General features: G+C 71.7%; 22 protein-coding genes and 3 tRNA genes. 12 read left to right on the forward strand and 13 right to left on the reverse strand.

The annotated features are described in order from the left end of the window. Positions 1-18: 18 nt before the first annotated feature. The 4 genes from purD to AMK29_RS13065 all read left to right on the forward strand — a co-directional run bounded on the left by purD (position 19) and on the right by AMK29_RS13065 (position 6297). Positions 19-1269: a phosphoribosylamine--glycine ligase gene (purD, locus tag AMK29_RS13050; RefSeq protein WP_073812003.1), complete on the forward strand. Its 1251-nt coding sequence runs from the start codon at positions 19-21 to the stop codon at positions 1267-1269. A gap of 269 nt (positions 1270-1538) precedes the next feature. Then, entirely contained in the window at positions 1539-3524 is a 1986-nt protein-coding gene (locus AMK29_RS13055; RefSeq protein ID WP_073812007.1) for a hypothetical protein, read from the forward strand. A 307-nt stretch (positions 3525-3831) separates the two neighbouring features. Beyond that, positions 3832-5292 carry a N,N-dimethylformamidase beta subunit family domain-containing protein gene (locus AMK29_RS13060; protein WP_073812009.1) on the forward strand — a complete coding sequence of 487 codons (1461 nt, stop codon included), beginning with the start codon at positions 3832-3834 and terminating at the stop codon, positions 5290-5292. 96 nt (positions 5293-5388) lie between these two features. Then, complete coding sequence (locus AMK29_RS13065; protein ID WP_073812012.1) at positions 5389-6297, forward strand: phosphoribosylaminoimidazolesuccinocarboxamide synthase; 909 nt, start codon at positions 5389-5391, stop codon at positions 6295-6297. 58 nt (positions 6298-6355) lie between these two features. Here AMK29_RS13065 and AMK29_RS13070 read toward each other — a convergent pair. From AMK29_RS13070 to AMK29_RS13105, 8 genes are all read right to left on the reverse strand, one after another. Then, a tRNA-Gly gene (locus tag AMK29_RS13070) sits at positions 6356-6431 on the reverse strand. A 22-nt stretch (positions 6432-6453) separates the two neighbouring features. Further along, positions 6454-7068 carry a response regulator transcription factor gene (locus tag AMK29_RS13075; RefSeq protein ID WP_073812014.1) on the reverse strand — a complete coding sequence of 205 codons (615 nt, stop codon included), beginning with the start codon at positions 7066-7068 and terminating at the stop codon, positions 6454-6456. Positions 7069-7177: 109 nt separating this feature from the next. After that, positions 7178-8437 carry a sensor histidine kinase gene (locus tag AMK29_RS13080; RefSeq protein ID WP_073812017.1) on the reverse strand — a complete coding sequence of 420 codons (1260 nt, stop codon included), beginning with the start codon at positions 8435-8437 and terminating at the stop codon, positions 7178-7180. 171 nt (positions 8438-8608) lie between these two features. Beyond that, positions 8609-9388 (reverse strand): ABC transporter permease, encoded by a 780-nt coding sequence (locus AMK29_RS13085; RefSeq protein WP_073812020.1) that lies wholly within the window; start codon positions 9386-9388, stop codon positions 8609-8611. Continuing rightward, positions 9385-10326 (reverse strand): ABC transporter ATP-binding protein, encoded by a 942-nt coding sequence (locus AMK29_RS13090; protein WP_073812023.1) that lies wholly within the window; start codon positions 10324-10326, stop codon positions 9385-9387. The genes AMK29_RS13085 and AMK29_RS13090 overlap by 4 nt, the downstream gene beginning before the upstream one ends. 158 nt (positions 10327-10484) lie before the next feature. Then, positions 10485-10557, reverse strand: a tRNA-Gly gene (locus AMK29_RS13095). A gap of 81 nt (positions 10558-10638) precedes the next feature. Next, positions 10639-10710 (reverse strand) — tRNA-Gly (locus tag AMK29_RS13100). Positions 10711-10888: 178 nt separating this feature from the next. Next, the gene (locus tag AMK29_RS13105) at positions 10889-11230 is read right to left on the reverse strand and encodes a histone-like nucleoid-structuring protein Lsr2 (RefSeq protein ID WP_073812026.1); all 342 of its coding nucleotides are present in this window, start codon (positions 11228-11230) and stop codon (positions 10889-10891) included. A 366-nt stretch (positions 11231-11596) separates the two neighbouring features. Between AMK29_RS13105 and purS the strand changes: the two genes are divergently transcribed. The 3 genes from purS to purL are packed head-to-tail and all read left to right on the forward strand — an operon-like array spanning position 11597 to position 14768. Beyond that, complete coding sequence (gene purS / locus AMK29_RS13110) at positions 11597-11842, forward strand: phosphoribosylformylglycinamidine synthase subunit PurS (protein WP_030221400.1); 246 nt, start codon at positions 11597-11599, stop codon at positions 11840-11842. Then, entirely contained in the window at positions 11839-12519 is a 681-nt protein-coding gene (gene purQ, locus AMK29_RS13115) for a phosphoribosylformylglycinamidine synthase subunit PurQ (protein WP_030318250.1), read from the forward strand. Before purS ends, purQ begins: the two co-directional genes overlap by 4 nt. Next, a complete protein-coding gene (gene purL, locus AMK29_RS13120; protein WP_073812028.1) occupies positions 12519-14768 on the forward strand; it encodes a phosphoribosylformylglycinamidine synthase subunit PurL in 2250 nt (749 codons plus the stop codon). The genes purQ and purL overlap by 1 nt, the downstream gene beginning before the upstream one ends. A gap of 61 nt (positions 14769-14829) precedes the next feature. On the opposite strand, the gene AMK29_RS13125 is transcribed toward purL, so the two are convergent. Then, positions 14830-15234: a nuclear transport factor 2 family protein gene (locus AMK29_RS13125; protein ID WP_073812031.1), complete on the reverse strand. Its 405-nt coding sequence runs from the start codon at positions 15232-15234 to the stop codon at positions 14830-14832. A gap of 75 nt (positions 15235-15309) precedes the next feature. Between AMK29_RS13125 and AMK29_RS13130 the strand changes: the two genes are divergently transcribed. Beyond that, positions 15310-16098: a maleylpyruvate isomerase family mycothiol-dependent enzyme gene (locus AMK29_RS13130; protein WP_073812033.1), complete on the forward strand. Its 789-nt coding sequence runs from the start codon at positions 15310-15312 to the stop codon at positions 16096-16098. Between the two features lie 89 nt (positions 16099-16187). Beyond that, positions 16188-17000 (forward strand): META domain-containing protein, encoded by an 813-nt coding sequence (locus AMK29_RS13135; protein WP_073812036.1) that lies wholly within the window; start codon positions 16188-16190, stop codon positions 16998-17000. Here AMK29_RS13135 and AMK29_RS13140 read toward each other — a convergent pair. Together AMK29_RS13140 and AMK29_RS37900 are read right to left on the reverse strand one after the other, a co-directional pair. Then, positions 16994-18394: a sulfatase-like hydrolase/transferase gene (locus tag AMK29_RS13140; RefSeq protein WP_073812038.1), complete on the reverse strand. Its 1401-nt coding sequence runs from the start codon at positions 18392-18394 to the stop codon at positions 16994-16996. The two genes, AMK29_RS13135 and AMK29_RS13140, sit on opposite strands and share 7 nt — an antisense overlap. A gap of 90 nt (positions 18395-18484) precedes the next feature. Then, positions 18485-18577, reverse strand: a complete 93-nt coding sequence (locus AMK29_RS37900) for a putative leader peptide (protein ID WP_382619180.1) — start codon at positions 18575-18577, stop codon at positions 18485-18487. Positions 18578-18896: 319 nt separating this feature from the next. Here AMK29_RS37900 and purF point away from each other — a divergent pair, with 319 nt between their 5' ends. Together purF and purM are read left to right on the forward strand one after the other, a co-directional pair. Next, a complete protein-coding gene (gene purF, locus AMK29_RS13145) occupies positions 18897-20423 on the forward strand; it encodes an amidophosphoribosyltransferase (RefSeq protein ID WP_073812041.1) in 1527 nt (508 codons plus the stop codon). Between the two features lie 58 nt (positions 20424-20481). Then, on the forward strand, positions 20482-21549 hold the full coding sequence (purM, locus tag AMK29_RS13150; protein WP_073812043.1) for a phosphoribosylformylglycinamidine cyclo-ligase: 1068 nt from the start codon (positions 20482-20484) through the stop codon (positions 21547-21549). A gap of 144 nt (positions 21550-21693) precedes the next feature. On the opposite strand, the gene AMK29_RS13155 is transcribed toward purM, so the two are convergent. Next, positions 21694-21948, reverse strand: coding sequence for a DUF3073 domain-containing protein (locus AMK29_RS13155; RefSeq protein WP_030221379.1), 255 nt, complete (start codon positions 21946-21948; stop codon positions 21694-21696). A gap of 323 nt (positions 21949-22271) precedes the next feature. Next, entirely contained in the window at positions 22272-23363 is a 1092-nt protein-coding gene (locus tag AMK29_RS13160) for a Leu/Phe/Val dehydrogenase (RefSeq protein WP_073812222.1), read from the reverse strand. Positions 23364-23518: 155 nt separating this feature from the next. On the opposite strand from AMK29_RS13160, the gene AMK29_RS13165 reads away from it, so the two are divergent. After that, on the forward strand, positions 23519-24376 hold the full coding sequence (locus tag AMK29_RS13165; protein ID WP_073812045.1) for a hypothetical protein: 858 nt from the start codon (positions 23519-23521) through the stop codon (positions 24374-24376). The last annotated feature ends 408 nt before the right edge of the window (positions 24377-24784 follow it).

The raw sequence follows: 24784 nt of genomic DNA on the forward strand, positions 1-24784 counted from the left end.
CGGGCTACCCTGGCTGGCGTGAAGGTCCTCGTCATCGGCGGCGGCGCCCGCGAACACGCCCTGTGCCGCTCTCTCTCCCTCGATCCCGACGTCACCGCTCTGCACTGCGCGCCCGGCAACGCCGGAATCGCGGAGGTCGCCGAGCTGCACCCCGTCGACCAGCTGGACGGCGAAGCCGTCGCGCGCCTCGCCACCGAGCTCGGCGCCGAACTGGTCGTCGTCGGCCCGGAGGCCCCGCTCGTCGCCGGTGTCGCCGACGCCGTCCGCGCGGTCGGCATCCCCGCCTTCGGCCCGTCGCGGGAAGCCGCGCAGCTGGAGGGCTCCAAGGCGTTCGCCAAGGACGTCATGGCCGGCGCCGGCGTGCCCACCGCGCGCAGCTACGTCTGCACGACCGCGGAGGAGATCGACGAGGCGCTCGACGCCTTCGGCGCTCCGTACGTGGTCAAGGACGACGGCCTCGCCGCCGGCAAGGGCGTCGTCGTCACCGACGACCTCGCGCAGGCACGGGCCCACGCGCTCGCGTGCGACCGGGTGGTCATCGAGGAGTACCTCGACGGCCCCGAGGTCTCCCTCTTCGCGATCACCGACGGCGTCACCGTCCTCCCGCTCCGGCCCGCGCAGGACTTCAAGCGCGCGCTCGACGGCGACGAGGGCCCCAACACCGGCGGCATGGGCGCCTACTCGCCGCTGCCGTGGGCCGACCCGAAGCTGGTCGAGGAGGTCCTCGCGACCGTCCTCCAGCCGACGGTCGACGAGCTGCGCCGCCGCGGCACGCCGTTCTCCGGCCTGCTGTACGCGGGTCTGGCGATCACCAGCCGCGGCGTGCGGGTCATCGAGTTCAACGCGCGCTTCGGCGACCCCGAGACGCAGGTGGTCCTGGCCCGGCTCCGGACGCCGCTGGCCGGCGTCCTGCTGAACTCCGCCAACGGCACCCTGGAGGACCAGGCGCCGCTGAGCTGGAGCGACGACGCCGCCGTCACCGTGGTCATCGCCTCCCACAACTACCCGGACACCCCGCGGACGGGCGACCCGATCGAGGGCCTGGACGAGGTCGCCGAGAAGGACGCCCCGCACGCGTACGTGCTCCACGCCGGTACGAAGCGGGACGGCGACGCGATCGTGAGCGCGGGCGGCCGCGTCCTCTCGGTCACCGCCACCGGAACGGACCTGGAGCAGGCCCGCGAGCGCGCGTACGCGGCGGTCGGCCGCATCCGCCTTGACGGCTCCCAGCACCGTACGGACATCGCGCGGAAGGCCGCCGGAGCCTGATTTCTCGCGCGGCCGTGCGGGGGACCGTACGGCCGCGCGAGCGCCATCACCTTTGCCCAAAGCCATTCCATCGAGTGACGACTCGGCCATCCGGATGACGTCCGCCACAGCCCCAACTAGGGTGCGGCGCAGGTGTTCCGGCACTTGGCCCACCGGCATTGCGATGTCAGTGGCGGGTGCCACAGTGGGGGAGTGAGCAACACCGCCACAGGCAGTCCCGACACGGGACGTCCAGACATGGGCGCTCCCGACATGGGCAGAAGGGGGTGATGTACGGCGTGTCCGGTACCGGTTCCGTTGTCGGTGAGGAGTGGGGTGTGCGCGCCGCGCGCTCCCGGGCCCTCGGTGTCCTCCGGGTCCGCGGCAGGGCGCTGGGCCTCGCGATCCTTCCCGCCGCCGTGGCCGTCGTCCTGTACGCGGGCGGGGTCACCGGCCACTTCGCGGGCTCCGGCTGGGACGTGGCCCGCTGGGTGGTGACCGTCCTCGCGCTCCTCGTCGCCCTCGCCGCCACGGCCGTCGCCCTCGTCGTCGCCCGGGCCCGTCCGGCCGCGACGCCGACGGTGGAGCTCTCCGAGACCGCGGCACCCGATCTCTACCGGCTCGTCCGGGACCTGGCCGACCGGCTCGACGTGCCGGCGCCCGCCGCGATAGCTCTGACACCGGACTGCGACAGCTGGCTGGAGGACCGCACCCACCGGGCCCACCGCGCGCGCCGCACGACCGGCGCCGGCGACAAAGACGGCGCCCCCGTCCTCGTCATAGGGTCGCCCTTCCTGTGGTGGATGCGGGTCGGCGAACTGCGGGCGGTCCTCGCCCCCGTCGTCGCCGGCACCGGTCCCGCGGCCCATCCCGACATAGCCGCCGCCCGCCGCTTCGTCCGAGGCCTGGACGCGGCCGTCGCCGTCCCCCGGGCCCCCGGACTCGACCCGCTCCGCAGACTCGGCGCGCACGGCGTCGGGCAGGTCGCCCGCGTCCTGCTGCGCGCCTGCCGAGGGCACGCCGCCGAGATGGAGCGCGGGGTCGCCGTCGCCGGCTCGGAGCGCGCCCAGGACGTGGACTACGGCGTGCGGATCGTCGCGCAGGAGCAGGTCGGCCTGGCCTACGCGGGCTGGGACCGCCTCCTCACCCGGGTCGCGCTGCCCGCCTGGCGGATGGGCCGCTGGCCCTCCCGGCTCGACGCGGGCGTGGTCTCCGCCCTGACCGAGCTCTCCCGCCGGGACCGCCTCGCGGACGGCTTCTCCTCCCGCCTCGGCGAGCGCCCCGCCTGCGACCTCCTGGAAGAGCCGGGAGCGGTCGACGAGGCCACCTCGCTGCTCGCCGCCCGCCTCTTCCACGGCGGCCCGGCCGAAGCGGGCCCCGACTGGTCCCCGGTGGACTGGAGCCGGTACCCCGAGGAGGTCGTCGACCGGAAGTGGCGTACCGACGCGGCCCGACTGCACCAGGTCCTCGACGGCCTCGGCGCGGCCGGCTCCCCGTCCGGGAGCCCGTCCGCCGCCGACGCCCCGACCCTGACCCGGGTGATCGCCCACCTCTCCACGGCTCCCGCGGCGGCCCTCACGACGCCCACGGCTCCCTCGTCCCCCACGACGACCCCCGTAGCCGTACGAAGCGATTCCACGGACCCCACGGACCCCACAGACCCCACGGACCCCACGGACTCCACGGACTCCGCAGGCCCCGCAGACACCACCGATCCCGCCGCCGCCATCGACGCCACGGGCACCACCGACCCCCTCGACATCCACGATGGCGACCTCCACGATGTCGACGACCTCCACGACGTCGACGACGAGATGGAGCCCGTCAACCCGGCCGCCGAGGCGCTCGCCGGGGCGCTCAGCGCGCTCCTCGCGCGCGAGGAGGCCGCGCGGGAGGCGCGGGTGGCCGCCGCCACCGCCAGGACCGCCGAAGCGGCCGCCAGGGGCGGCGGGCAGGACGACCGGTCCGGCGCCGCCGTCGCCGTGAGCGGCCCCGACGGGCCGCTGCCGCTCTTCCCGCTCCAGCCGCCCCGCTCCGGCCGTGATCTGCTCGCGGACCACGTGACCGCGATGGTCTGCTGCGCGGCCGTGGACACCGCCGAGGCCACCCCGGGCCTCGACTGGCTCGACGGGCCCGCGCTCCTGGTCGGAGGCGAGCGGGCGTCGGACCTCGGCCCCCGTGTGCTGGCCCTCGTCGAGGACGGCGATCCGGAGCCGCTGCGGGTCTGGCTGGCCCGTACAGGGGTGCGCCCGGAGAAGCCCGTACGCCTGGTCTGAGAGCCGCTCGGCGGTCCGTTCACGGCGTGACGTCCCGGAGCTAAAAGTTCCACTCTCGCCAATTCGCGACGAACGGTGACGGAGTGCGTGCGTTATGTGATGTGCTGGAGACCGCCACTGACAGAAGCACGATCCAGACGCACACGGCAGAGGCACGACGCTCAGCCAGACGAAACAGCCAGACGAACCAGCCAGACGAACCAGCCAGACGACACACCCAGACGACACAGCCACGACGCGCGACACGTCAGTACGCATCAGAAGGCACTGAACAGCCGACCCGGGGGAGTCGAGGGAGGGGCGCACCATGGGGGCGGACCAGATCAGACGGTGGGAGTCGGGCGCGCTCGCGCACGCCGTCACCGATCCCTTCGGCCAGGGCCCGCTGCCCTGGCTGCGCGGGTCCGAGAACTACTTCGACGACACCGGCCAGGTGGTCCCCTGGTACGCGGACGAGATCCTGGCCCGGGGCGGCCGCGGCGGCCCGCGCACGGCCGACGACGTCCGGCGCCAGATCAAGGGGTTCGCGTCCGACGGGGCCGTGGCGCCGGGCGAGTCGATCGACTTCCACGTCACGGTGGACCCGCCGCAGCAGTTCTCGGTCGACATCTACCGGATCGGCCACTACGGCGGCGACGGCGCCGCGAAGATCACCACCAGCCCGCGTCTCGCCGGGATCGTCCAGCCGCCGCCGCTGACCGCCGACCGTACGGTCTCCTGCCACCACTGGTGGCAGTCGTGGCGGCTCCAGGTCCCCGCGTACTGGTCGATCGGGGCGTACGTCGCCGTCCTCACCACCGTCGACGGCTACCGCTCGCACATCCCGTTCACGGTCCGCGACGACCACCCGGCCGATCTGCTCCTCGTCCTGCCGGACGTGACCTGGCAGGCGTACAACCTCTATCCGGAGGACGGCCGCACCGGCGCCAGCCTCTACCACGCCTGGGACGAGGACGGCCGGCTGCTCGGGGAGGAGGAGGCGGCCGTCACCGTCTCCTTCGACCGTCCCTACGCGGGCGCGGGCCTGCCGCTCCATGTGGGGCACGCGTACGACTTCATCCGCTGGGCCGAGCGCTACGGCTACGACCTGGCGTACGCGGAGACCCGTGACCTGCACGCGGGCCGGGTCGACCCGACCCGCTACCGGGGCCTGGTCTTCCCCGGGCACGACGAGTACTGGTCGGCGCCGATGCGCAGGACCGTCGAACTCGCCCGCGACCAGGGCACGTCGCTGGTCTTCCTCTCCGCCAACACCATGTACTGGCAGGTGGAGCTGGGCCCTTCGCCGTCCGGCGTGCCGGACCGGCTCCTCACCTGCCGCAAGCGGCGCGGGCCCGGCCGCCCGGCGCTCTGGCGCGAGGTCGACCGGCCCGAGCAGCAGCTCCTCGGTATCCAGTACGCGGGCCGGGTGCCCGAGCCGCACCCGCTGGTCGTGCGGAACGCCGAGCACTGGCTCTGGGAGGCCACCGGGGCCGGTGACGGCGACGAGCTGCCCGGCCTGGTGGCGGGCGAGGCCGACCGCTACTTCCCGCGCACGGCGCTCCCGGAGCACGAGGGCCGCATCCTGCTCGCCCACTCGCCCTACCGGGACGGTGACGGGGCGCTGCGCCACCAGGAGACCTCGCTCTACCGGGCGCCCTCGGGGGCGTGGGTCTTCGCCTCGGGTACGTTCGCCTGGTCTCCGGCGCTGGACCGGCCGGGCCATGTCGACTCCAGGGTCCAGCGCGCCACCGCGAACCTTCTCGACCGGATCTGTAAGAGGGACTGACCGGGGCTGACCAGGACTGTCCGGGCCCGCCCGCTGCCGCCCGGCCCCGGTGCGAGAGAATCGAAGCGCTCCTGGATCAACCTACGCGGAGGAACCGTGTCCGGATTCGTAGAAAAGCCCGAACCTGTCCAGGTCCCGGGCCTCACCCATCTCCACACGGGCAAGGTGCGCGACCTGTACCGGAACGAGGCCGGTGACCTCGTGATGGTGGCGAGTGACCGCATCTCCGCGTACGACTGGGTCCTGCCCACCGAGATCCCCGACAAGGGCCGGGTCCTGACCCAGCTCTCCCTGTGGTGGTTCGACCGGCTCTCCGACCTGGTCCCGCACCACGTGCTCTCGACCGACCTTCCGGCCGGCGCCCCCGCTGACTGGGCGGGCCGCACCCTGGTCTGCAAGTCGCTGAACATGGTCCCGGTCGAGTGCGTGGCCCGCGGCTACCTCACGGGCTCCGGCCTCGTCGAGTACGACGAGTCCCGTACGGTCTGCGGCCTCGCGCTGCCCGAGGGGCTGACCGACGGCTCCGAGCTGCCCGCCCCGATCTTCACCCCGGCCACCAAGGCCGCGGTCGGCGACCACGACGAGAACGTCTCGTACGAGGAGGTCGCCCGCCAGGTCGGCGCCGAGACGGCCGCGCTGCTGCGCCAGACGACCCTCGCCGTCTACGGCAGGGCCCGTGACATCGCGCGCGACCGGGGGATCATCCTCGCCGACACCAAGTTCGAGTTCGGCTTCGACGGGGAGACGCTGGTCGTCGCCGACGAGGTCCTCACCCCGGACTCCTCGCGCTTCTGGCCGGCCGACCAGTGGGAGCCGGGCCGCGCCCAGCCCTCGTACGACAAGCAGTTCGTCCGGGACTGGCTGACCTCCCCGGCCTCCGGCTGGGACCGCAAGAGCGAGCAGCCTCCGCCGCCGCTCCCGCGGGAGATCGTGGACGCCACGCGCGCCAAGTACCTGGAGGCGTACGAGCTGCTGACCGGCAAGACCTGGTCCGACAGCTTCTAGGGGCCCCGCCCCCGGGGCACGAGAAAGCCCCCGGTCTATTCGACCGGGGGCTTCTTCGTGGAGCGGACGACGAGATTCGAACTCGCGACCCTCACCTTGGCAAGGTGATGCTCTACCAACTGAGCCACGTCCGCATGCGCCGTAGCGCGGAGCCAACTATACCCAACCTTTCGCCTGCGCGAGACGTACCGCCGTGTGACGGTTCTCGGCACCGAGCTTCGTGGCGGCCGACGAGAGGTAGTTCCGGACGGTTCCGGGGGAGAGCGAGGCGCGCCGGGCGATCTCCGCGACGGGTGCCCCGTCGGCGGAGAGTTCGAGGACCTCGGCCTCCCTCGCGGTCAGCGGCGAGTCCCCGGCGGCGATGGCGTCGGACGCCAACTCCGGGTCCACGTACCGGTTTCCGGCGTGCACGGTACGGATGATCTCGGCGAGCCGCTGGGCGCTGACGGTCTTCGGGACGAAGCCCCGGACGCCGGCGGAGAGGGCCCGCTTGAGGTGCCCCGGACGGCCGTGACCGGTCACGATCATGGTGCGGCAGCCGGGGAGTTCGTCCCGCAGGACCGTGGCGACCGTCACACCGTCCGCGCCCGGCATCTGCAGATCGAGCACCGCGACGTCGGGTCGGTGGGCCCGGGCCATGGCGAGCGCCTCGGGCCCCGTGGCGGCCTCGGCGACGACGACGAGGTCGTCCTCGAGACCGAGCAGCGCGGCGAGCGCGCCACGGATCAGATGCTCGTCGTCGGCGAGCAGCACGCGCACGGGAACGGTCACCGGGACACCTCACGACGGATACGAGTACGGGTACGGGTACGGGTACGAATACGAGCACGGACAGGGATACGGGCACGGGCACGGGCACGGGCACGGGTACGGATTCCGGTCACGGGGCCACCTCGGCACGGGTACGCGTACGGTCACCGGAGACGGGGACCCGGGCCGTCACGCGGAACGTACCGCCCTCGCCCGGCCCGGCCTCCAAGGTCCCGCCGACGGCCGCCAGCCGCTCCCGGAGCCCCGCGAGCCCCGACCCGGCCCCGGGCCCCGACCGCGCCCGGCCGCCCGGCGCGGGGGCGCCCGTCTTCCCCGCCACCCCGTCGTTCTCCACGGTCAGCAGCACCGCGCCGGCCTCCTCGCGTACGGCGATCGCGCAGTGCCGCGCGTCCCCGTGTCTCAGGACGTTCGTCGTGGTCTCCCGGACCACCCATCCGAGCGCCGCCTGCACCGCGTCGGGCAGGACGAGCCCGGGGATGTCGACGGCGCAGTCGATCCCGGCGGCGTCGAGGACACCCCGGGCGCCCTCCAGCTCCACCCGCAGGTCCGCCTCGCGGTAGCCGCGCACGACGTCCCGCACCTCGCGCTGGGACTCCTGGGCGATGCGCTGCACCTCGATCATCTGGTCGACGGCCTCGGGGCGTTCACGCCGGGCGAGCTGGACGGCGAGCTCGCTCTTGAGGGCGATCACGGACAGGTTCCGGCCGAGGATGTCGTGCAGGTCCCGCCCGAAACGCAGCCGCTCCTCGGCGACCGCGAGCCGGGCCTGCACGTCACGCGCCTCGCGCAGCTCGAAGAGGACCCGGAGCACCCAGAGGGAGAGCCGGATCGTGACGGCGAGCCAGCCGGTGGTGAGGCAGACCGTCAGCACGGTGGCGAGGGTGTGTCCGGCGTCCCGGCCGGTGAGCGGCACGGCGGCCAGGAGCACCGCGCCCAGGAGGGCCTGGTGCAGGACGACGGTCCGGACGGGGAAGAGCAGGCAGTGCGCGGTGAAGAAGGGGACGAGAGCCCCTCCGAGCATTCCTGGCAGCAGCCCGGTCAGGTCGGCGGTGGCCGCCTCGGCGAGGACGGCTCCCGTGGTGGCTGTCGCGGCCGCGGCGGCGGGCAGGACCTCTCGGGGGCCGAGCGCGGTCCCGGGCCGCAGGTAGACGTCCATCGCGCGGCGGAGGAAGCGGTGGCAGAGGATGCCGTTGGCGAGGTTGAGCAGCGGGGCGACGACGACGAGGAGGAGCGGGGCCTCGTGCCGGACCGGCCGGGTCAGGAGGAGAAGCGCGAGGGCGAACACGGCGCCCCACATGAGCAGGTACGCGGTGACGCGTGTGTAGACGTCCACCTTGGCGAGCCCGCTCCGGCCGCTCCAGCTCTTCACGACGGGGGTCCTCCAGGTCTCTCGGCGCACGCTCTCACTCCGTACCGGCTGTCACTTCGCACCGGCTCTCACTCCGTACCGGCTCTCACTCCGTACCGGCTCTCACTCTGTACCGGCCGTCACTCCGTACCGGCTGCACTCCGCACCGCGGCCCCCACTCCGCACCGGCTCTCACCGTCGGGGCTCCCAGCGGAACCACCGCTGGACAGCAAACACCGAGAGCACGATCCAGGCCACCGTGGTCAGGGCGGCGCCCACCAGCTCCCGCGGCTCCACGCCGCCGGTCCAGCCGGCCCGTACGAGGGTCATCACGCCGGTCAGCGGGAGCAGCTCGCACAGCGAGGCGATCCGGTCGGGGAGGAGGGAGAGGGGGACGAAGAGTCCGGAGCCGACGATCGAGACCAGGAGCAGGGGCAGCGTCGTGAGCTGGGCGCTTTCGACGGTGCGGGTGACGGCCGAGGTGGCGGCCGCGACGGCGGTGAGCAGGACGACGCCGAGGACGGTGCCGGCGAGGAGCAGGACGGGCCGGGCGGGTGCGGACACGCCGAGGACGGCGATGCCGCCGGCGGTCATGAGGCCGCACTGCGCGAGGGCGAGCACGGCGGCCGGCAGGGCGATCCCGGTGAGGATCTCGATGTCGGTGACCTCTCCGGTCCGCAGCCGCTTGAGGACGAGCGCCTCGCGCCGGGCGACGAACGCGGAGACGAGGTTGGCGTGCACGACCATGAGGAGGGCCATGCCGATGCCGCCGATCACGGCGGCCTCCGCGACGGTCGTGCCCGCCTTGCCGAGGTCGGCGTTCTGGAGGGAGCCGCGGATGCCGCCCACCATGAGGACGGGGACGAAGACGGCGACGAAGAGCGCCGTGCGGTTGCGGACGAGCAGGGTCAGTTCGGCGCGTCCGAGCGCCGTGAGCCGCGTACGGGCGGGGAAGTGGGTGAGCGAGCTCATCGGACGGCCTCCGGTTCCGGCGTGTGGGTCCGCGTCGGCTCCGTGGCCCGGGACGCGATGTCGAGGAAGGCCTCTTCGAGGGAGGCGGACCGGGCGTCGAGCCCGTCGAGCCGTACGTCGTGGTCCCGGGCCCAGCCGAGGAGCGCGGTGAGGTCGTCCTGGAGGGAGGCGGTACGGATCTCCACCCGCCCGCCGTCCTCGGCGGCCCGCAGGTGGAGCGGGAGGCGCCCGGCCGGGACGCCGTCGGGGAGGGTGAAGCGGATGCGGGCGGGGCGGGCGGCGGTGACCTCGGCGGGGGTGCCGGAGAGGACGATCCGGCCGGCGTGCATGATCGCGAGCCGGTCGGCGAGGGTCTCGGCCTCCTCCAGGTAGTGGGTGGTGAGGAGGACGGTGGTGCCGCCGTCGCGGAGTGCCCGGACGAGGTCCCAGGTGTCGCGGCGACCCTCGGCGTCGAGGCCCGTGGTGGGTTCGTCGAGGAAGAGGACCTCGGGGCGGCCGAGGAGGGCGAGCGCGAGGTCGAGCCGGCGCCGTTCGCCGCCGGACAGCTGCTTGACCCGGACCTTCTCGCGGCCGGTGAGCCCGGTGGCGGCGAGGGCCTCCGCGATGGGCCGGGCGTTGCTGGTGCACCCCGCCCACATCCGTACGGTCTCGGCCACCGTCAGGTCGCTGGGGAAGCCGCCCTCCTGGAGCATCACCCCGATGCGGGGGCGGACGGCGGCCCGCTCGCGGTACGGGTCGTGGCCGAGGACGCGGGCGGTTCCGGCGCTCGGGGCGGCGAGGCCCTCCAGGAGCTCGACGGTGGAGGTCTTGCCGGCGCCGTTGGTGCCGAGGAGGGCGAAGATCTCGCCCCGGGGGACGGTGAAGGAGATGCCGCGCACGGCCTCGAAGCCGCCGGCGTAGCCGCGGCGCAGGCCTTCCGCTTCGATCGCGTTGGTCATGCGTCCAGGCTTCCGGCGGGAGGGGCCGTCCGGCAGTGCGCTGTGTCATCGCGGCTTCTGACACATGTCATGGGCGGGGAGGCCCACACGGGCGATGAGGCCGGCGTCGGACACGGCGAAGGCCCCGGTTCGTGAGAACCGGGGCCTTCGACTTCCTGAGCGGACGACGAGATTCGAACTCGCGACCCTCACCTTGGCAAGGTGATGCTCTACCAACTGAGCCACGTCCGCATTGCTGCCGCTCGGCTTTCACCGGGCGGTGCGAGCACCACTCTACCTGATGCACCGGAGTGCTTCGGTCGAGCGATGCAGAGCGGGTGACAGGAATTGCACACTGCGCCTTCCCCCTGGAAGGGGGATGTTCTACTACTGAACTACACCCGCACGCTGCGTGAGGTGGGGCTTTGCGGCCTCGCCCCTCGGCGTGTTCCAGACTCTAGCGGATCATGGGGGGTGCAATGCAAATCGGTTCCCCCGGCCCGCGTCGTCCGGCCCGGCCGCGCCGCGCGGCCACGGCCGCGTCCGCCTCGTCGTACCGGCGCGGCCCGCTGGGCGGCCCGGCTCAGCTCGCCTCGCGGAAGGCCTCGTAGACCCGCTTCGGGATCCGGCCGCGAGCGGGCACCTCCATCTTGTTGGACTGCGCCCAGGCCCGGACCGCCGCCGGATCGGGGGCGAGGGAGGTGTGGGTGTACGTCTCCGCCGACGCGGCCCGGCCGCCCGCCGCCTTGGCCGGCAGCTTGCGTCCGGCGGCGAGGTACGGGGCGAGGGCCTTGCGGAGTTTCTTTGCATTGGCAGCATTCAGGTCGATCTCGTACATCTTCCCGTCAAGACCGAACGCGACCGTTTCAGCCGCTTCTCCGCCGTCCATGTCGTCGGAGAGAGTGACCACCACACGCTGAGCCACGGATATCGGTCCTTTCCTGCGGCCGACGCCGCGCAGGTGGCGCTTGTGACGCCTCTGACGTGCGGTGATGTCGGCCATGCGGCTGTTCCGGGACAATACTGCTTTCTTCTGGATTCCTTTGTACAGCGGCAGGTGTCGCATTGTGAAGCCCTGGCAATTGTTTCAGCGTGTCCCGGCGCAATGAGGTCCGCAATATTTCACTCGAATTTTGCGCGGGTGTGCTCGGGCGGGGGCGTGCGCGGTGTGTGCGGGTGGAGCGGCTCCGTGGCCTGGCATTTGTAGGATCCTTCAGATCTCTACCCGCGTAGAATTTGGAGGCAGGTACGCTGAGGGAACCGCCCACGCAACACACCACCGGGAGTGCCAGTGGCACGCGTCGTAGTCGACGTCATGCTCAAGCCGGAGATCCTCGACCCTCAGGGGCAGGCGGTGCAGCGTGCACTGCCCCGCCTGGGATTCGCCGGAATCGCCGACGTCCGCCAGGGGAAGCGCTTCGAGTTGGAGGTGGAGGGACCGGTCGACGAGGCCGCCCTCGCCCGCATCCATGAGATGGCCGAAACCTTCCTTGCCAACACCGTGATCGAAGACTTCATCGTGAAGGTGGAATCGTGACCGCACGCATCGGCGTCGTCACCTTCCCCGGAACGCTCGACGACCAGGACGCGCTGCGTGCCGCCCGCCTCGCGGGCGCCGAGCCCGTCTCGCTGTGGCACCGCGACAAGGACCTCAAGCAGGTCGACGCCGTGGTCCTGGCCGGCGGCTTCTCCTACGGCGACTACCTGCGGGCCGGAGCCATCTCCCGCTTCTCGCCGGTGATGGAGACGATCATCGAGCAGGCGAAGGCGGGCATGCCCGTCCTCGGTATCTGCAACGGCTTCCAGATCCTCACCGAGGCCCATCTGCTGCCGGGCGCGATGCTGCGCAACAACCACCTCCACTTCATCTGCCGCGACCAGAAGCTGCGGGTGGAGAACGCGGAGACCGCCTGGACCTCGGACTACACCGAGGGCCAGGAGATCGAGGTCCCGCTCAAGAACATGGACGGCCGGTACGTCGCCGACGAGCGCGTCCTCGACGAGCTGGAGGCCGAGGGGCGGGTGGCCTTCCGCTACCTGGACGTGAACCCCAACGGCTCGCTGCGTGACATCGCGGGCATCACCAACGCCGCGGGCAACGTGGTCGGCCTCATGCCGCACCCCGAGCACGCCGTCGAGCCGCTGGTCGGCACCGGCAAGACGGACGGCCTCGGTTTCTTCACCTCGATCCTCAAGAAGCTGGTCAACGCCTGATGAGCCTCGACACCGTCAAGCACGCGAGCGAGACGCCGGACAGCGAGCAGCCCTGGAAGGAGCTCGGCCTCAAGGAGGACGAGTACGCGCGCATCCGCGAGATCCTCGGCCGCCGTCCCACCGGCGCCGAGCTCGCCATGTACTCCGTCATGTGGTCCGAGCACTGCTCCTACAAGAGCAGCAAGGTCCACCTGAAGCAGTTCGGTGAGAAGACCCCCGAGAACGACGCCATGCTCGTCGGCATCGGCGAGAACGCCGGCGTCGTCGACGTCGGCCAGGGGTACGCGGTCACCTTCAAGGTCGAGTCGCACAACCACCCCTCGTACATCGAGCCCTACCAGGGCGCGGCCACCGGCGTCGGCGGCATCGTCCGCGACATCCTCGCCATGGGTGCCCGCCCGGTCGCGGTCGTCGACCCGTTGCGCTTCGGCGCGGCCGACCACCCCGACACCAAGCGCGTGCTGCCCGGTGTCGTCGCCGGCATCGGCGGCTACGGCAACTGCCTGGGCCTGCCGAACATCGGCGGAGAGGTCGTCTTCGACTCCTGCTACCAGGGCAATCCCCTGGTCAACGCCGGCTGCATCGGCGTGATGAAGCACGAGGACATCCACCTCGCCAAGGCCTCCGGCCCCGGCAACAAGGTCATCCTCTACGGCGCCCGCACGGGCGGCGACGGCATCGGCGGCGTCTCGGTCCTCGCGTCCGAGACCTTCGACGACACCAAGCCCACCAAGCGCCCCGCCGTCCAGGTCGGCGACCCGTTCCAGGAGAAGCTCCTCATCGAGTGCACCCTGGAGATCTTCAAGGAGAAGCTGGTCGCGGGCATCCAGGACCTCGGCGGCGCCGGGCTCTCCTGCGCCACGTCCGAGCTGGCCTCCGCCGGCTCCGGCGGCATGCGCGTCGAGCTCGACCGGGTCCACCTGCGCGACGCGACCCTCTCGCCCGAGGAGATCCTCATGAGCGAGTCGCAGGAGCGCATGTGCGCGATCGTCGAGCCCGTGCACGTCGAGCGGTTCCTGGAGATCTGCGAGAAGTGGGACGTCATCGCCACCGTCATCGGTGAGGTGACCGAGGGCGAGCGCCTGGAGATCTTCTGGCACGGCGAGCAGATCGTCGACGTGCCGCCGCGCTCCGTCGCCCACGAGGGCCCCACCTACAACCGGCCGTACGCCCGCCCGGACTGGCAGGACGCGCTCCAGGCCGACGACGCCGGCAAGCTGCCCCGGCCGCAGAACGGCGCCGAGCTGAAGGACCAGGTCCTGAAGCTGGTCTCGTCGCCGAACCAGGCCTCGAAGTCCTGGATCACGGACCAGTACGACCGGTTCGTGCAGGGCAACACGGTCCTGGCGCAGCCCGAGGACGCGGGCATGGTCCGGATCGACGAGGAGACCAACCTCGGCGTGGCCATGGCGACCGACGGCAACGGCCGGTACGCGAAGCTCGACCCGTACACGGGTGCGCAGCTCGCCCTCGCGGAGGCGTACCGCAACGTCGCCGCCTCCGGTGCCAAGCCGCTGGCCATCTCGGACTGCCTGAACTTCGGTTCGCCCGAGGACCCGGCCGTGATGTGGCAGTTCGCCGAGGCCACCCGTGGTCTCGCGGACGGCTGCCTCCAGCTGGGCACCCCGGTCACCGGCGGCAACGTGTCGCTGTACAACCAGACCGGTGAGGTCGCCATCCACCCGACGCCGGTCGTGGCCGTGCTCGGTGTGATCGACGACGTGAACCGCCGTACGCCGATCGCCTTCGCGGAAGAGGGCCAGCTCCTCTACCTGCTGGGCGACACGCGTGAGGAGTTCGGCGGCTCGGCCTGGTCCGAGGTGATCCACCAGCACCTCGGCGGTCTGCCGCCGGCCGTGGACCTCGACCGGGAGAAGCTGCTCGGCGAGATCCTGATCTCGGCCTCGCGCGACGGCATGATCGACGCGGCCCACGACCTGTCCGACGGCGGTCTCGTCCAGGCGGTCGTCGAGTCCTGCCTGCGCGGCGGGAACGGCGCGCGCCTGGTCGTCCCGGAGAACCTGGACGCCTTCACGTTCCTCTTCAGCGAGTCGGCCGGCCGTGCGGTCGTCGCCGTCCCGCGCAGCGAGGAACTCCGCTTCACCGACATGTGCGGTGCGCGGGGTCTGCCGGCGGCCCGGATCGGTGTCGTCGACGGTGACGCGGTCGACGTGCAGGGCGAGTTCACGCTCTCCCTCACGGAGCTGCGCGAGGCGCACGAGGCGACGATCCCGGCTCTGCTCGCCTGAGGTTCCGTACGTGGAGCGGCCCCCGCCTTCGGGCGGGGGCCGTTCGCGTGTGTTCCGCCGCCTACTCCGCCATGCCCCAGAAGGCGTCGGACTGCTCGATGTCCTCGACGCACTCGTCGATGTCGGTGATCTTCCCGCCGACGATGGTGAACACGAGCGCGCCCTTCATCTCGATGCCCCGGTCACCTCGCTCCGCGAAGAACTTGTTGGCCGCCACGGCGTGGCCGCGGCCGTCCACGGAGACGCAGTCCAGCTCGATCCGCATCTTGCCGCCGGTGAGCTCGAACATCTTCCGGTACATGTCGAGGACGTTGTCCCGGCCCTTGAAGTGGCCGGAGATCTGGCTCTCGCCGGGCGAGTGGTGCGTACAGTCCGCCGTCAGCAGCGTGCCGACGGTCTCCATGTCCCCACTGGTCCATGCCTCGAAGCCCCGGCGGACCAGGGCGGCGTCAGGGTGCTCAGCCATGGCCGATCGACCCCTCTCGTACGTGTGGGTGTGCGGGCGGCCCTCCCTCTCCAGTCTCCGACTACCCTCGCCCCCATGCCACCGGCCAAGAAGCGCACCCGCAGCTACGACTCCGCCAAGATCCGGGCCGCCGTGCTCGCCCAGTTCGGGCACGTGCGGGAGGCGGTCGGGGCGCTCACGCCCGGGCAGCTGGACGGGCCGACCCGGCTAGGGGAGTGGCGGGTACGGGACCTGGCGGCGCACCTCGCGTGGATGGTCGACTCCGTGCCGCAGCTCCTGGCCGCGCCGGAGCGGGGGCAGGACCGGCTCGCCCTGCTCGACTGGCCGTTCGTGACCGCCGACGCGGCCGAGCGGATCGACACGCACACCCGGGGCATCGACGCCTCCGACCTGCCGGCGCTGTACGCGCGCGTGGCGGACGACTACGGGCGGGCGGTGGCGGGCGCCGCCGACGAGCGGCTCCTGCCGGTGAGCTTCGGCGCGATGACCCTGGCCGACTTCCTCGTGACCCGGACCGTGGAGCTGGTCGTCCACACCGACGACCTGAACGCGGCGACCGGCGCGGACATCCCGTACGACCGGCAGGCCCTCGCCGCCTGCACCCGGCTGCTCGCCGACGCGCTCGCGTCGAGGGCTCCCGGCGGCGCGGTGGAGGTGCGGATCCCGCCGTACGCCGTGGTGCAGTGCGTGGAGGGCCCCCGGCACACCCGGGGCACCCCGCCGAACGTCGTCGAGACGGACCCGCTGACGTGGATCAGGCTGGCGACCGGGCGGGCCGAGTGGGCGACGGAGCTCGACGGCGCCCGGGTCCGCGCGAGCGGCGAACGCGCGGACCTGAAGGGGCTCCTGCCGTTGATGGGCTAGCCAGGTCCCCGGCCCTGCCGGCCCTCCCGGTCCTCCAGGCCTTCGGGGGTGCGCCGGAACCGGACGGCGGGGTTCTCCGTCAGACCTGCATGCCGAAGCCACGCGTACTCCTCGCCCTGGTTCCCGTCCTCCTGCTCACCGCCTGCGGTACGGAAGGCGGCGGCGGCTCCGGAGCGGACACCGTCTCCCCGGACCTGCCGGTCGCCGGCACGCACTGGACCGTGGACGCCGTCACGGTCGACGGCGTCAGGTCCGACGCCCCCGACGGCGCCCGCGTCGCCTTCGTGGAGAGCGGCCGGGCCCGGGGGAACAGCGGCTGCAACACCTTCGGGGCCACCGTCGCCGTGAACGGCGACACCCTCACCGTCTCCCCGCAGGAAGTCACCGAGATCGGCTGTCCCGCCGACCGTCAGCGCTTCGAGCAAGAGCTGCTCAAGGCCTTCTCCGGCCGGCTGAAGGGGAAGATCGACGGGGACAGCCTCACCCTCGACTCGCCCGACGGGCGGGGCGGTCTCGAGCTGACCGCCGAGCCGGCCGCCCCCCTGCGCGGCACCACCTGGAAGGTCGACGGCCTCGTCTCCGGGAAGACCGCGGCCTCGCTGCCCGCCGGCAGCGGGGGCAAGGCGCGGATCGTCATCGGCGCGGACGGGCGGGTCTCCGGAAACCTCGGGTGCAACAACTTCGCCGCGAGCTCCCGCATCGACGAGAAGGCCCGGACGCTCACCGTCGACGGCCCGGCGACGACCACCCGCATGATGTGCACGGGCCCGCAGATGACGCTGGAGACGAAGCTGTACGAGCTCCTCGACGGGCAGCTCACCTACCGCCTGGACCACCGGACCCTGACCCTCACCGATGCCTCCGGCGAGGGCCTCACCGCGGTCGCGGCCGGCGCTCAGTAGCGCAGGAGCCCCGCGTCGATCCGTTCCCAGGCCGTCCGCAGCGACGCGGTGAGCCCGGGTTCGGCGGCGGCCAGGTCCGCCTGCTCGCGGACGTCGCGGCCGAGGTGGAAGAGCTGGTCGCGGCCCGTCTTGCCCCGGTAGTACTTCCAGTCGCCCCGGCGCAGGGCACGCTCGCCCCGCACCCGCCAGAACAGGTCCCGCTCGGGGACGTCGTCGCCGCGCAGCAGGTGCCCGGCGAGGCTCGTGCCGTCGAGCGGGTAGGCGGGGTGGGGGCGGGCCCCGGCCAGTTCGAGCAGGGTGGCGGTCCAGTCGGGGGTGAAGACCGGGAGGCGGCTGACCTGGCCGCCGTCGATCCGGGCCGGCCAGCGCAGGATCGACGGGACGCGGATGCCGCCCTCCTGGAGGGAGCCCTTGTTGCCGGAGAGCGGCCAGTTGTAGGAGAAGCGTTCGCCGCCGTTGTCGCTGGCGAAGAAGACGAGGGTGTCGCGCTCCTGGCCGGAGCGGCGCAGGGCGTCCAGGACCGTGCCGAGCGAACGGTCGAGGTCCTCGACCATCTGCCCGTACTTCTCGATCGAGCCGCCGTCCTGGTGCCAGAGCGCGCGCCCGTCGCCCGCCTTGATGCGGCGGGTGATCTCGTCGCTGGTCTCCTTGTCGCCGTCGGCGACCCACGGCCAGTGCGGGGTGGTGAAGTTCAGGTTGAGCAGCCAGGGCCGGTCGTGGTCGCGGCCGATGTACTCGCTCGCCCGCTCGGTGAGGATCCGCGTGTAGTAGCGCAGGTCCTTGTACTCGGCGTCGCCCTCGTAGAGGTCGTACTCGCCGCCGAGGCCGAGCTTCGAGTAGTACTCCAGGGCTCCGCCGAAGTTGCCGAAGAACTCGTCCCAGCCGGACCGGGTGGGGGAGTAGTCGGGGAGGTAGCCGCAGTGCCACTTCCCGATCAGGGCGGTGGCGTACCCGGAGTCGCGGAGCAGCGAGGCGAGTGTCGGGTGGGTGGGTTCGAGGCCGGCGGAGCGGTCGGCGATGGGTTCGGCGAGCCCGCCCTTCGTCCGGCCGGGGTAGCGGCCGGTGTAGAGGCTGAAGCGGGTCGGGGAGCAGGTCGCGGAGCCGGAGTAGGCGTCGGTGAAGCGGACGCCCTGGCGGGCGAGCCGGTCGAGGTTCGGGGTCCGGATGTGCGGCGAGCCGTACGAGGAGAGGTCGGCCCAGCCGAGGTCGTCACCGAGGACGAAGAGGATGTTGGGCCGCCGGGAGTGGCGGCGCGGGCTCGCGGCGCGGAAGTCGCGCTCCTCCGGCGGGGCGGGCCGGGCCTGGGCGGGGGCGGCGGCGGCGCCGAGGGCGGCGGCTGCAGCGGCTCCGGCGGCGGCACCGCCGAGGGCACGGCGGGACAGGGGTGTGGGCATGCGGGGTCTCCAGACGGAGGCACGGAGGAGAAAAGGAGAAAGAGGAGTAAGGAGAAAAGGAAGGAAGAGGCGAGAGGGCCGCGGAGGCGGTCAGACGCAGCGACACACGGCGCTGGCGACACGGACGAGGTCCACGTGTCGGCGCTGGACGAGGGTGACCGAGCGGTCACGCAGGGGCTGCATGGGGCTGGAGCTTCGTCCAGCGGCCGCGTACCTGTCAACGGCCGTCTCGTACCCCGGGACGCGTGTGGCGCGGGCGTTGCGGCAGTGTTTCCCGGGCTCGAAAACGACCCGGGATTGCGAACTCCGTCACATCGCGGGGGCCCCGGGGGGCTGGTACGAGCGTCCGCTCGCCCGGTGGCCCGGGGGTCGGATCCCTTACCCCGCCTGGTTCGTAGGCCTCTCCAAGCAGGAGATGATCAATTCGGATGTTCGCACGAGTGGCGATGCCGCGGATTTCGCCAATTCGGACCAGTGGTCGAGCGCGTCTACACTCGGAAACGTGCCACGTGGTGACGGTCGACTCAATCACGACCTGCTTCCCGGTGAGAAGGGCCCCCAGGACGCTTGTGGCGTCTTCGGTGTCTGGGCTCCGGGTGAAGAGGTCGCAAAGCTCACGTACTTCGGGCTCTATGCCCTCCAGCATCGGGGCCAGGAATCCGCGGGAATCGCGGTCAGCAACGGCTCCCAGATCCTCGTCTTCAAGGACATGGGCCTCGTGTCCCAGGTCTTCGACGAGACCTCTCTCGGTTCCCTCCAAGGTCATATCGCGGTCGGTCACGCCCGCTACTCGACCACCGGGGCGTCCGTGTGGGAGAACGCGCAGCCGACGTTCCGGGCAACCGCCCACGGCTCGATCGCGCTCGGCCACAACGGCAACCTGGTGAACACGGCGCAGCTCGCCGAGATGGTCGCCGACCTGCCCAAGAAGGAAGGCCGCTCGACCCGGGTGGCCGCGACCAACGACACCGACCTGCTCACCGCGCTCCTCGCGGCCCAGGTCGACGAGGACGGCGAGCCGCTCACCATCGAGCAGGCCGCCGCGAAGATCCTCCCCGACGTCCGGGGCGCCTTCTCCCTCGTCTTCATGGACGAGCACACGCTCTACGCGGCCCGCGACCCGCAGGGCATCCGCCCGCTGGTCCTCGGCCGTCTCGAGCGTGGCTGGGTGGTCGCGTCGGAGTCCGCCGCCCTCGACATCTGCGGCGCCAGCTACGTCCGCGAGGTCGAGCCGGGCGAGCTGATCGCGATCGACGAGAACGGCATCCGTACCTCGCGATTCGCGGAAGCGAAGCCCAAGGGCTGTGTCTTCGAGTACGTGTACCTGGCCCGCCCGGACACCGACATCGCCGGCCGGAACGTGTACCTCTCCCGCGTGGAGATGGGCCGCCGCCTCGCGAAGGAGGCGCCCGTCGAGGCCGACCTGGTCATAGCGACGCCGGAGTCCGGCACCCCGGCCGCCATCGGCTACGCCGAGGCCTCGGGCATCCCCTTCGGCGCGGGCCTGGTGAAGAACGCCTACGTCGGGCGCACCTTCATCCAGCCCTCCCAGACCATCCGCCAGCTCGGCATCCGGCTGAAGCTGAACCCGCTCAAGGACGTCATCAAGGGCAAGCGCCTGGTGGTCGTCGACGACTCGATCGTCCGCGGCAACACCCAGCGAGCCCTCGTCAAGATGCTCCGCGAGGCCGGCGCGGCCGAGATCCACATCCGGATCTCCTCGCCGCCGGTGAAGTGGCCCTGCTTCTTCGGCATCGACTTCGCCACCCGCGCGGAGCTGATCGCCAACGGCATGTCGATCGAGGAGATCGGCAAGTCGCTCGGCGCGGACTCGCTCTCGTACATCTCCATCGACGGGATGATCGAGGCGACGACGATCCAGAAGCCGAACCTCTGCCGTGCCTGCTTCGACGGCGAGTACCCGATGGAGCTCCCCGACCCGGAGCTGCTCGGCAAGCAGCTCCTGGAGACCGAACTGGCAGCGGGACCGGCCGCCACCGCGGCCGCCGACGCCCTCCGTCGCCCGTAAGAACCCGCTGCGACCCGCAGTACGGCGAGCAGTACGACGACACGAAAGCTCTGAACCCATGTCTCAGACCACCGGTGCCAGCTACGCGAGCGCGGGCGTCGACATCGAAGCGGGCGACCGCGCCGTCGAACTCATGAAGGAGTGGGTGAAGAAGACGCAGCGCCCCGAGGTCCTCGGCGGCCTCGGCGGTTTCGCCGGCCTCTTCGACGCCTCCGCCCTCAAGCGCTACGAGCGTCCGCTCCTCGCCTCCGCCACCGACGGCGTCGGCACGAAGGTCGACATCGCCCGCCAGATGGGCGTGTACGACACGATCGGCCACGACCTGGTCGCGATGGTCATGGACGACATCGTGGTCTGCGGCGCCGAGCCGCTCTTCATGACCGACTACATCTGCGTCGGCAAGGTCCACCCGGAGCGGGTCGCCGCCATCGTCAAGGGCATCGCCGAGGGCTGCGTCCTGGCCGGCTGCGCCCTGGTCGGCGGCGAGACGGCGGAGCACCCGGGCCTCCTCGGCCCGGACGACTTCGACGTCGCCGGCGCGGGCACGGGTGTCGTGGAGTACGACCGGCTGCTCGGCGCCGACCGTATCCGTACGGGGGACGCGGTCATCGCCATGGCGTCCTCCGGTCTTCACTCGAACGGGTACTCGCTCGTCCGGCACGTGGTCTTCGACCGCGCCGGCATGACCCTCGACCAGCAGGTCGAGGAGCTCGGCCGGACCCTGGGCGAGGAGCTCCTGGAGCCCACGAAGATCTACTCGCTGGACTGTCTGGCCCTCACCCGGACCACCGACGTCCACGCCTTCAGCCACATCACGGGCGGCGGTCTCGCGGCCAACCTGGCCCGTGTCATCCCGGACGGTCTGCACGCCACGGTCGACCGCTCGACCTGGGCGCCGGGCGCGATCTTCGACCTGGTCGGCAAGGCCGGTCAGGTGGAGCGCCTGGAGCTGGAGAAGACCCTGAACATGGGCGTCGGCATGATGGCCGTCGTGCCGGGCGACTCCGTGGACGTGGCCCTGACGACGCTCGCGGACCGGGGCGTCGAGGCCTGGGTCGCGGGCGAGATCACCGAGCGCGGGGACCACACGACCGGCGCGGAGCTGGTCGGGGACTACGCCCGGTAGGACCGGCGGGGACAGCACGTGGCGGGGCGCTCCTGAGGGGGCGCCCCGTTCCGCGTCTCCGCCGCGAGCCCGGTCCGCGAGCGGACAGCACAGAAACCCGGCCGGGTGATCCCGGACCGGGTTTCTGTGATGCGATTCAGAAGGTCAAGCGCGACGCGGGGACGACGCGGGACCGGACTCGTCGTCCTCGTCCTCGTCGTCCGTGTTGTAGAGATCCGCGTACTGGGCGTACGGGTCGTCTTCCTCGTCGTCGTCCTCGAACGGCTCGCCATTCGGCGGCTGACTCGAAGTCGAAGCGCCCAGCTCATTGGCCAGACGCGTCAGGTCCGTCCCGCCGCTGCTGTACTTCAGCTGGCGGGCGACCTTGGTCTGCTTGGCCTTTGCCCGGCCGCGCCCCATGGCTCGACCCCCTCGGTGACGGGGCTCGGTGGCCCCAGAGTCTTGACACGCGTTCATGAGTCGGAACGGACTCTCGACAGAGAGACCGGTCCGTAGAGCTTCAACGGTACCTGTTTCCGCGGGTCTACGGTACGCCGCGCGCATCACATACCCCGGTACAGAACCATCGAGGCGCCCTTTCCTCGCTGGTCAATCGCGATTTTAACCTCTTCTGGGGGGCCGACCCGCCGAGGGGCGTGAGCGAAGTCTCTCCGCGGGTGCCGCACGGGCTCCGCACAGGCTCTCCACGCCCCGCCGGGCGGCGGGCCGGCCTCCCGTGCGGCTCAGGCGCGCCGCGCGTCCGCCATCCGCTGTTCGGCGATCCGGTCGGACGCCGCGGCCGGCGGAATTCCATCGGCCTTCGCACGTGCGAAGATTTCGAGGGTGGTGTCGAAGATCTTCGTCGCCTTCGCCTTGCAGCGGTCGAAGTCGAAGCCGTGCAGCTCGTCGGCGACCTGGATCACGCCGCCGGCGTTCACCACGTAGTCGGGCGCGTAGAGGATGCCGCGCTCCACCAGGTCCTTCTCGATGCCCGGGTGGGCGAGCTGGTTGTTGGCCGCGCCGCAGACGATGCTCGCGGTGAGGAACGGGACGGTCTCCTCGCTGAGGGCGCCGCCCAGCGCGCAGGGCGCGTAGATGTCGAGGCCCTCGACGCGGATCAGCGCGTCGGTGTCGGCGACCACGGTCACCTGCGGGTACTTCTCGGTGATCCGGCGCACCGACTCCTCGCGCACATCGGTGATCACGACCTCGGCGCCGTCCTTCAGGAGGTGCTCGACGAGGTAGTGGCCGACCTTGCCGACGCCCGCGACGCCGACCTTGCGGCCGCGCAGGGCGGGGTCGCCCCAGAGGGTCTGCGCGGAGGCGCGCATGCCCTGGAAGACGCCGAAGGCGGTGAGGACGGAGGAGTCGCCGGCGCCGCCGTTCTCGGGGGAGCGGCCGGTCGTCCAGGTGTTCTCGCGGGCGACGACGTCCATGTCGGCGACGTAGGTGCCGACGTCGCAGGCCGTGACGTACCTGCCGCCGAGGGAGGCGACGAAGCGCCCGTAGGCGAGGAGGAGCTCCTCGGTCTTGATCTTCTCCGGGTCGCCGATGATGACGGCCTTGCCGCCGCCGTGGTCGAGTCCGGCCATGGCGTTCTTGTACGACATCCCGCGGGCCAGGTTGAGCGCGTCGGCGATCGCCTCGGCCTCCGTGGCGTACGGGTAGAAGCGGGTGCCGCCGAGGGCGGGGCCCAGGGCGGTGGAGTGGAGGGCGATGACGGCCTTGAGGCCGGTGGCGCGGTCCTGGCAGAGCACGACTTGCTCGTGGCCACCCTGCTCCGAGTGGAACAGAGTGCGCAGTACGTCAGCAGGAACGCCGGTCACATCGGTCACGGTGGTGACTCCCAAGTACGAAGCGGCGGTTTCGGCCCTCCCTGCGGGTGGGGGAGGACCAGTTCGGCAAGAGAGTAAGTCCTACCTGTGCGTAGATCGGCCGCAGTGCTCAGGATCACCCCCTCCTGGAGTACCGCCGTGGAAGGATTCGCGACATGTCGGTCGCCTCCTCGGTCCTCGTCCCCTACGCGTCCTATCTGCGGGTGTACGAGCCGCTGGCCGCGTTCCCCGAGCCGGAGCGGACCCACTGGGCCCGGTACGCGCGCCGCCCGCGGACCCCTGGCGCGCAGGAGGAGCTGCGGCGGTCGCTGGCGGACCTGCTGTCGACGCCGCCGGTCCCGGTGCCGGTGCACGAGAGCGGGGAGGCCTTCGTCGCCCATCTGGACGGCGTGGTGGTGATCTGCCCGTGGCGGACCCGGCTCCGGGGGTGGCTGGCGCTCCAGGAGCTGCCGGGTCAGTTCCCCGATCCGGTGCTGGACGCGATGGTGCCGCCGGTGGTGCGCGCCCAGGTGACGAGCGACTACGAGCGGTGGCTGAGCGGGAACCCGGACGCGCGGCCGTGGATCCGGACGGCGATCTGGCAGGTGCCGCTGCGCTGGTTCGCGCTCTTCGGGGACGAGGACCGCCAGTACGAGCCGGGGGAGCCCGCGGGCGCCGAGGCGGGCCGGGCGCCGGTGCTGCGCTACCGGACGACGATGGCGCAGGCGCGCCGGCGGCTCGCGCGGGCGCTGCGGGCGCTGCGGGAGTCGATCGACGAAGGGCCCATGACGGAGGGTCTCGTCGAGGTGGGGCGCTGGCTGGAGGAGTTCCATCCGCGGGCGCTCGTGGAGCTGGACTTCGGCGGCCTGGTGCACGCGGTCACGGAGGAGTGGCTGGCGGAGGACCGGTCGGCGGCGCAGATGGCGGAGGGCATCGCGGCGCTGCGGGCCGGCGACGGCGAGGCGGCGGGTGCCGCGTACGGGCGGCTGGCGGAGCGCTGGCGTGCCGTCGGGGACCTCCGCTTCGCGAACTGACATCAGTCGGGCATCTTCGTCAGGTCGGTATCGACAAGACATGTCCGGCCGGTGTAAATGATCTTCAGGGATGTCCGGATCCCGCCGCCCGAATCTCGGCGCTCGGGGGTGCGGGTCTTTCGGCACCCGTCGAGCGGGGTCCTTGGTCCCGATCCGGGCCTTTGGCTCAAGCGTGACGGACAGCACGTAATGCACCCTTGCGCCCATCGCCCACCCTCGTGCCAAAATAGGACAAGGAGTCCGGGGAGGGTTCCTTCCGTCCATCTATGGGCGGATCGCTCGACATTGCACTCTATGGGGGGTCTGAGGACTCCTGATCGCTCTGTGACTGATCGTCACAGACGCGTGACTGTCCGTTATGGCATGGTCCATCGACTTCCGCCGCTGATGAACACCTGCGAGGGCAAT

This window comes from Streptomyces sp. CB02261 (assembly GCF_001905665.1).
Taxonomy (GTDB): Bacteria; Actinomycetota; Actinomycetes; order Streptomycetales; family Streptomycetaceae; genus Streptomyces.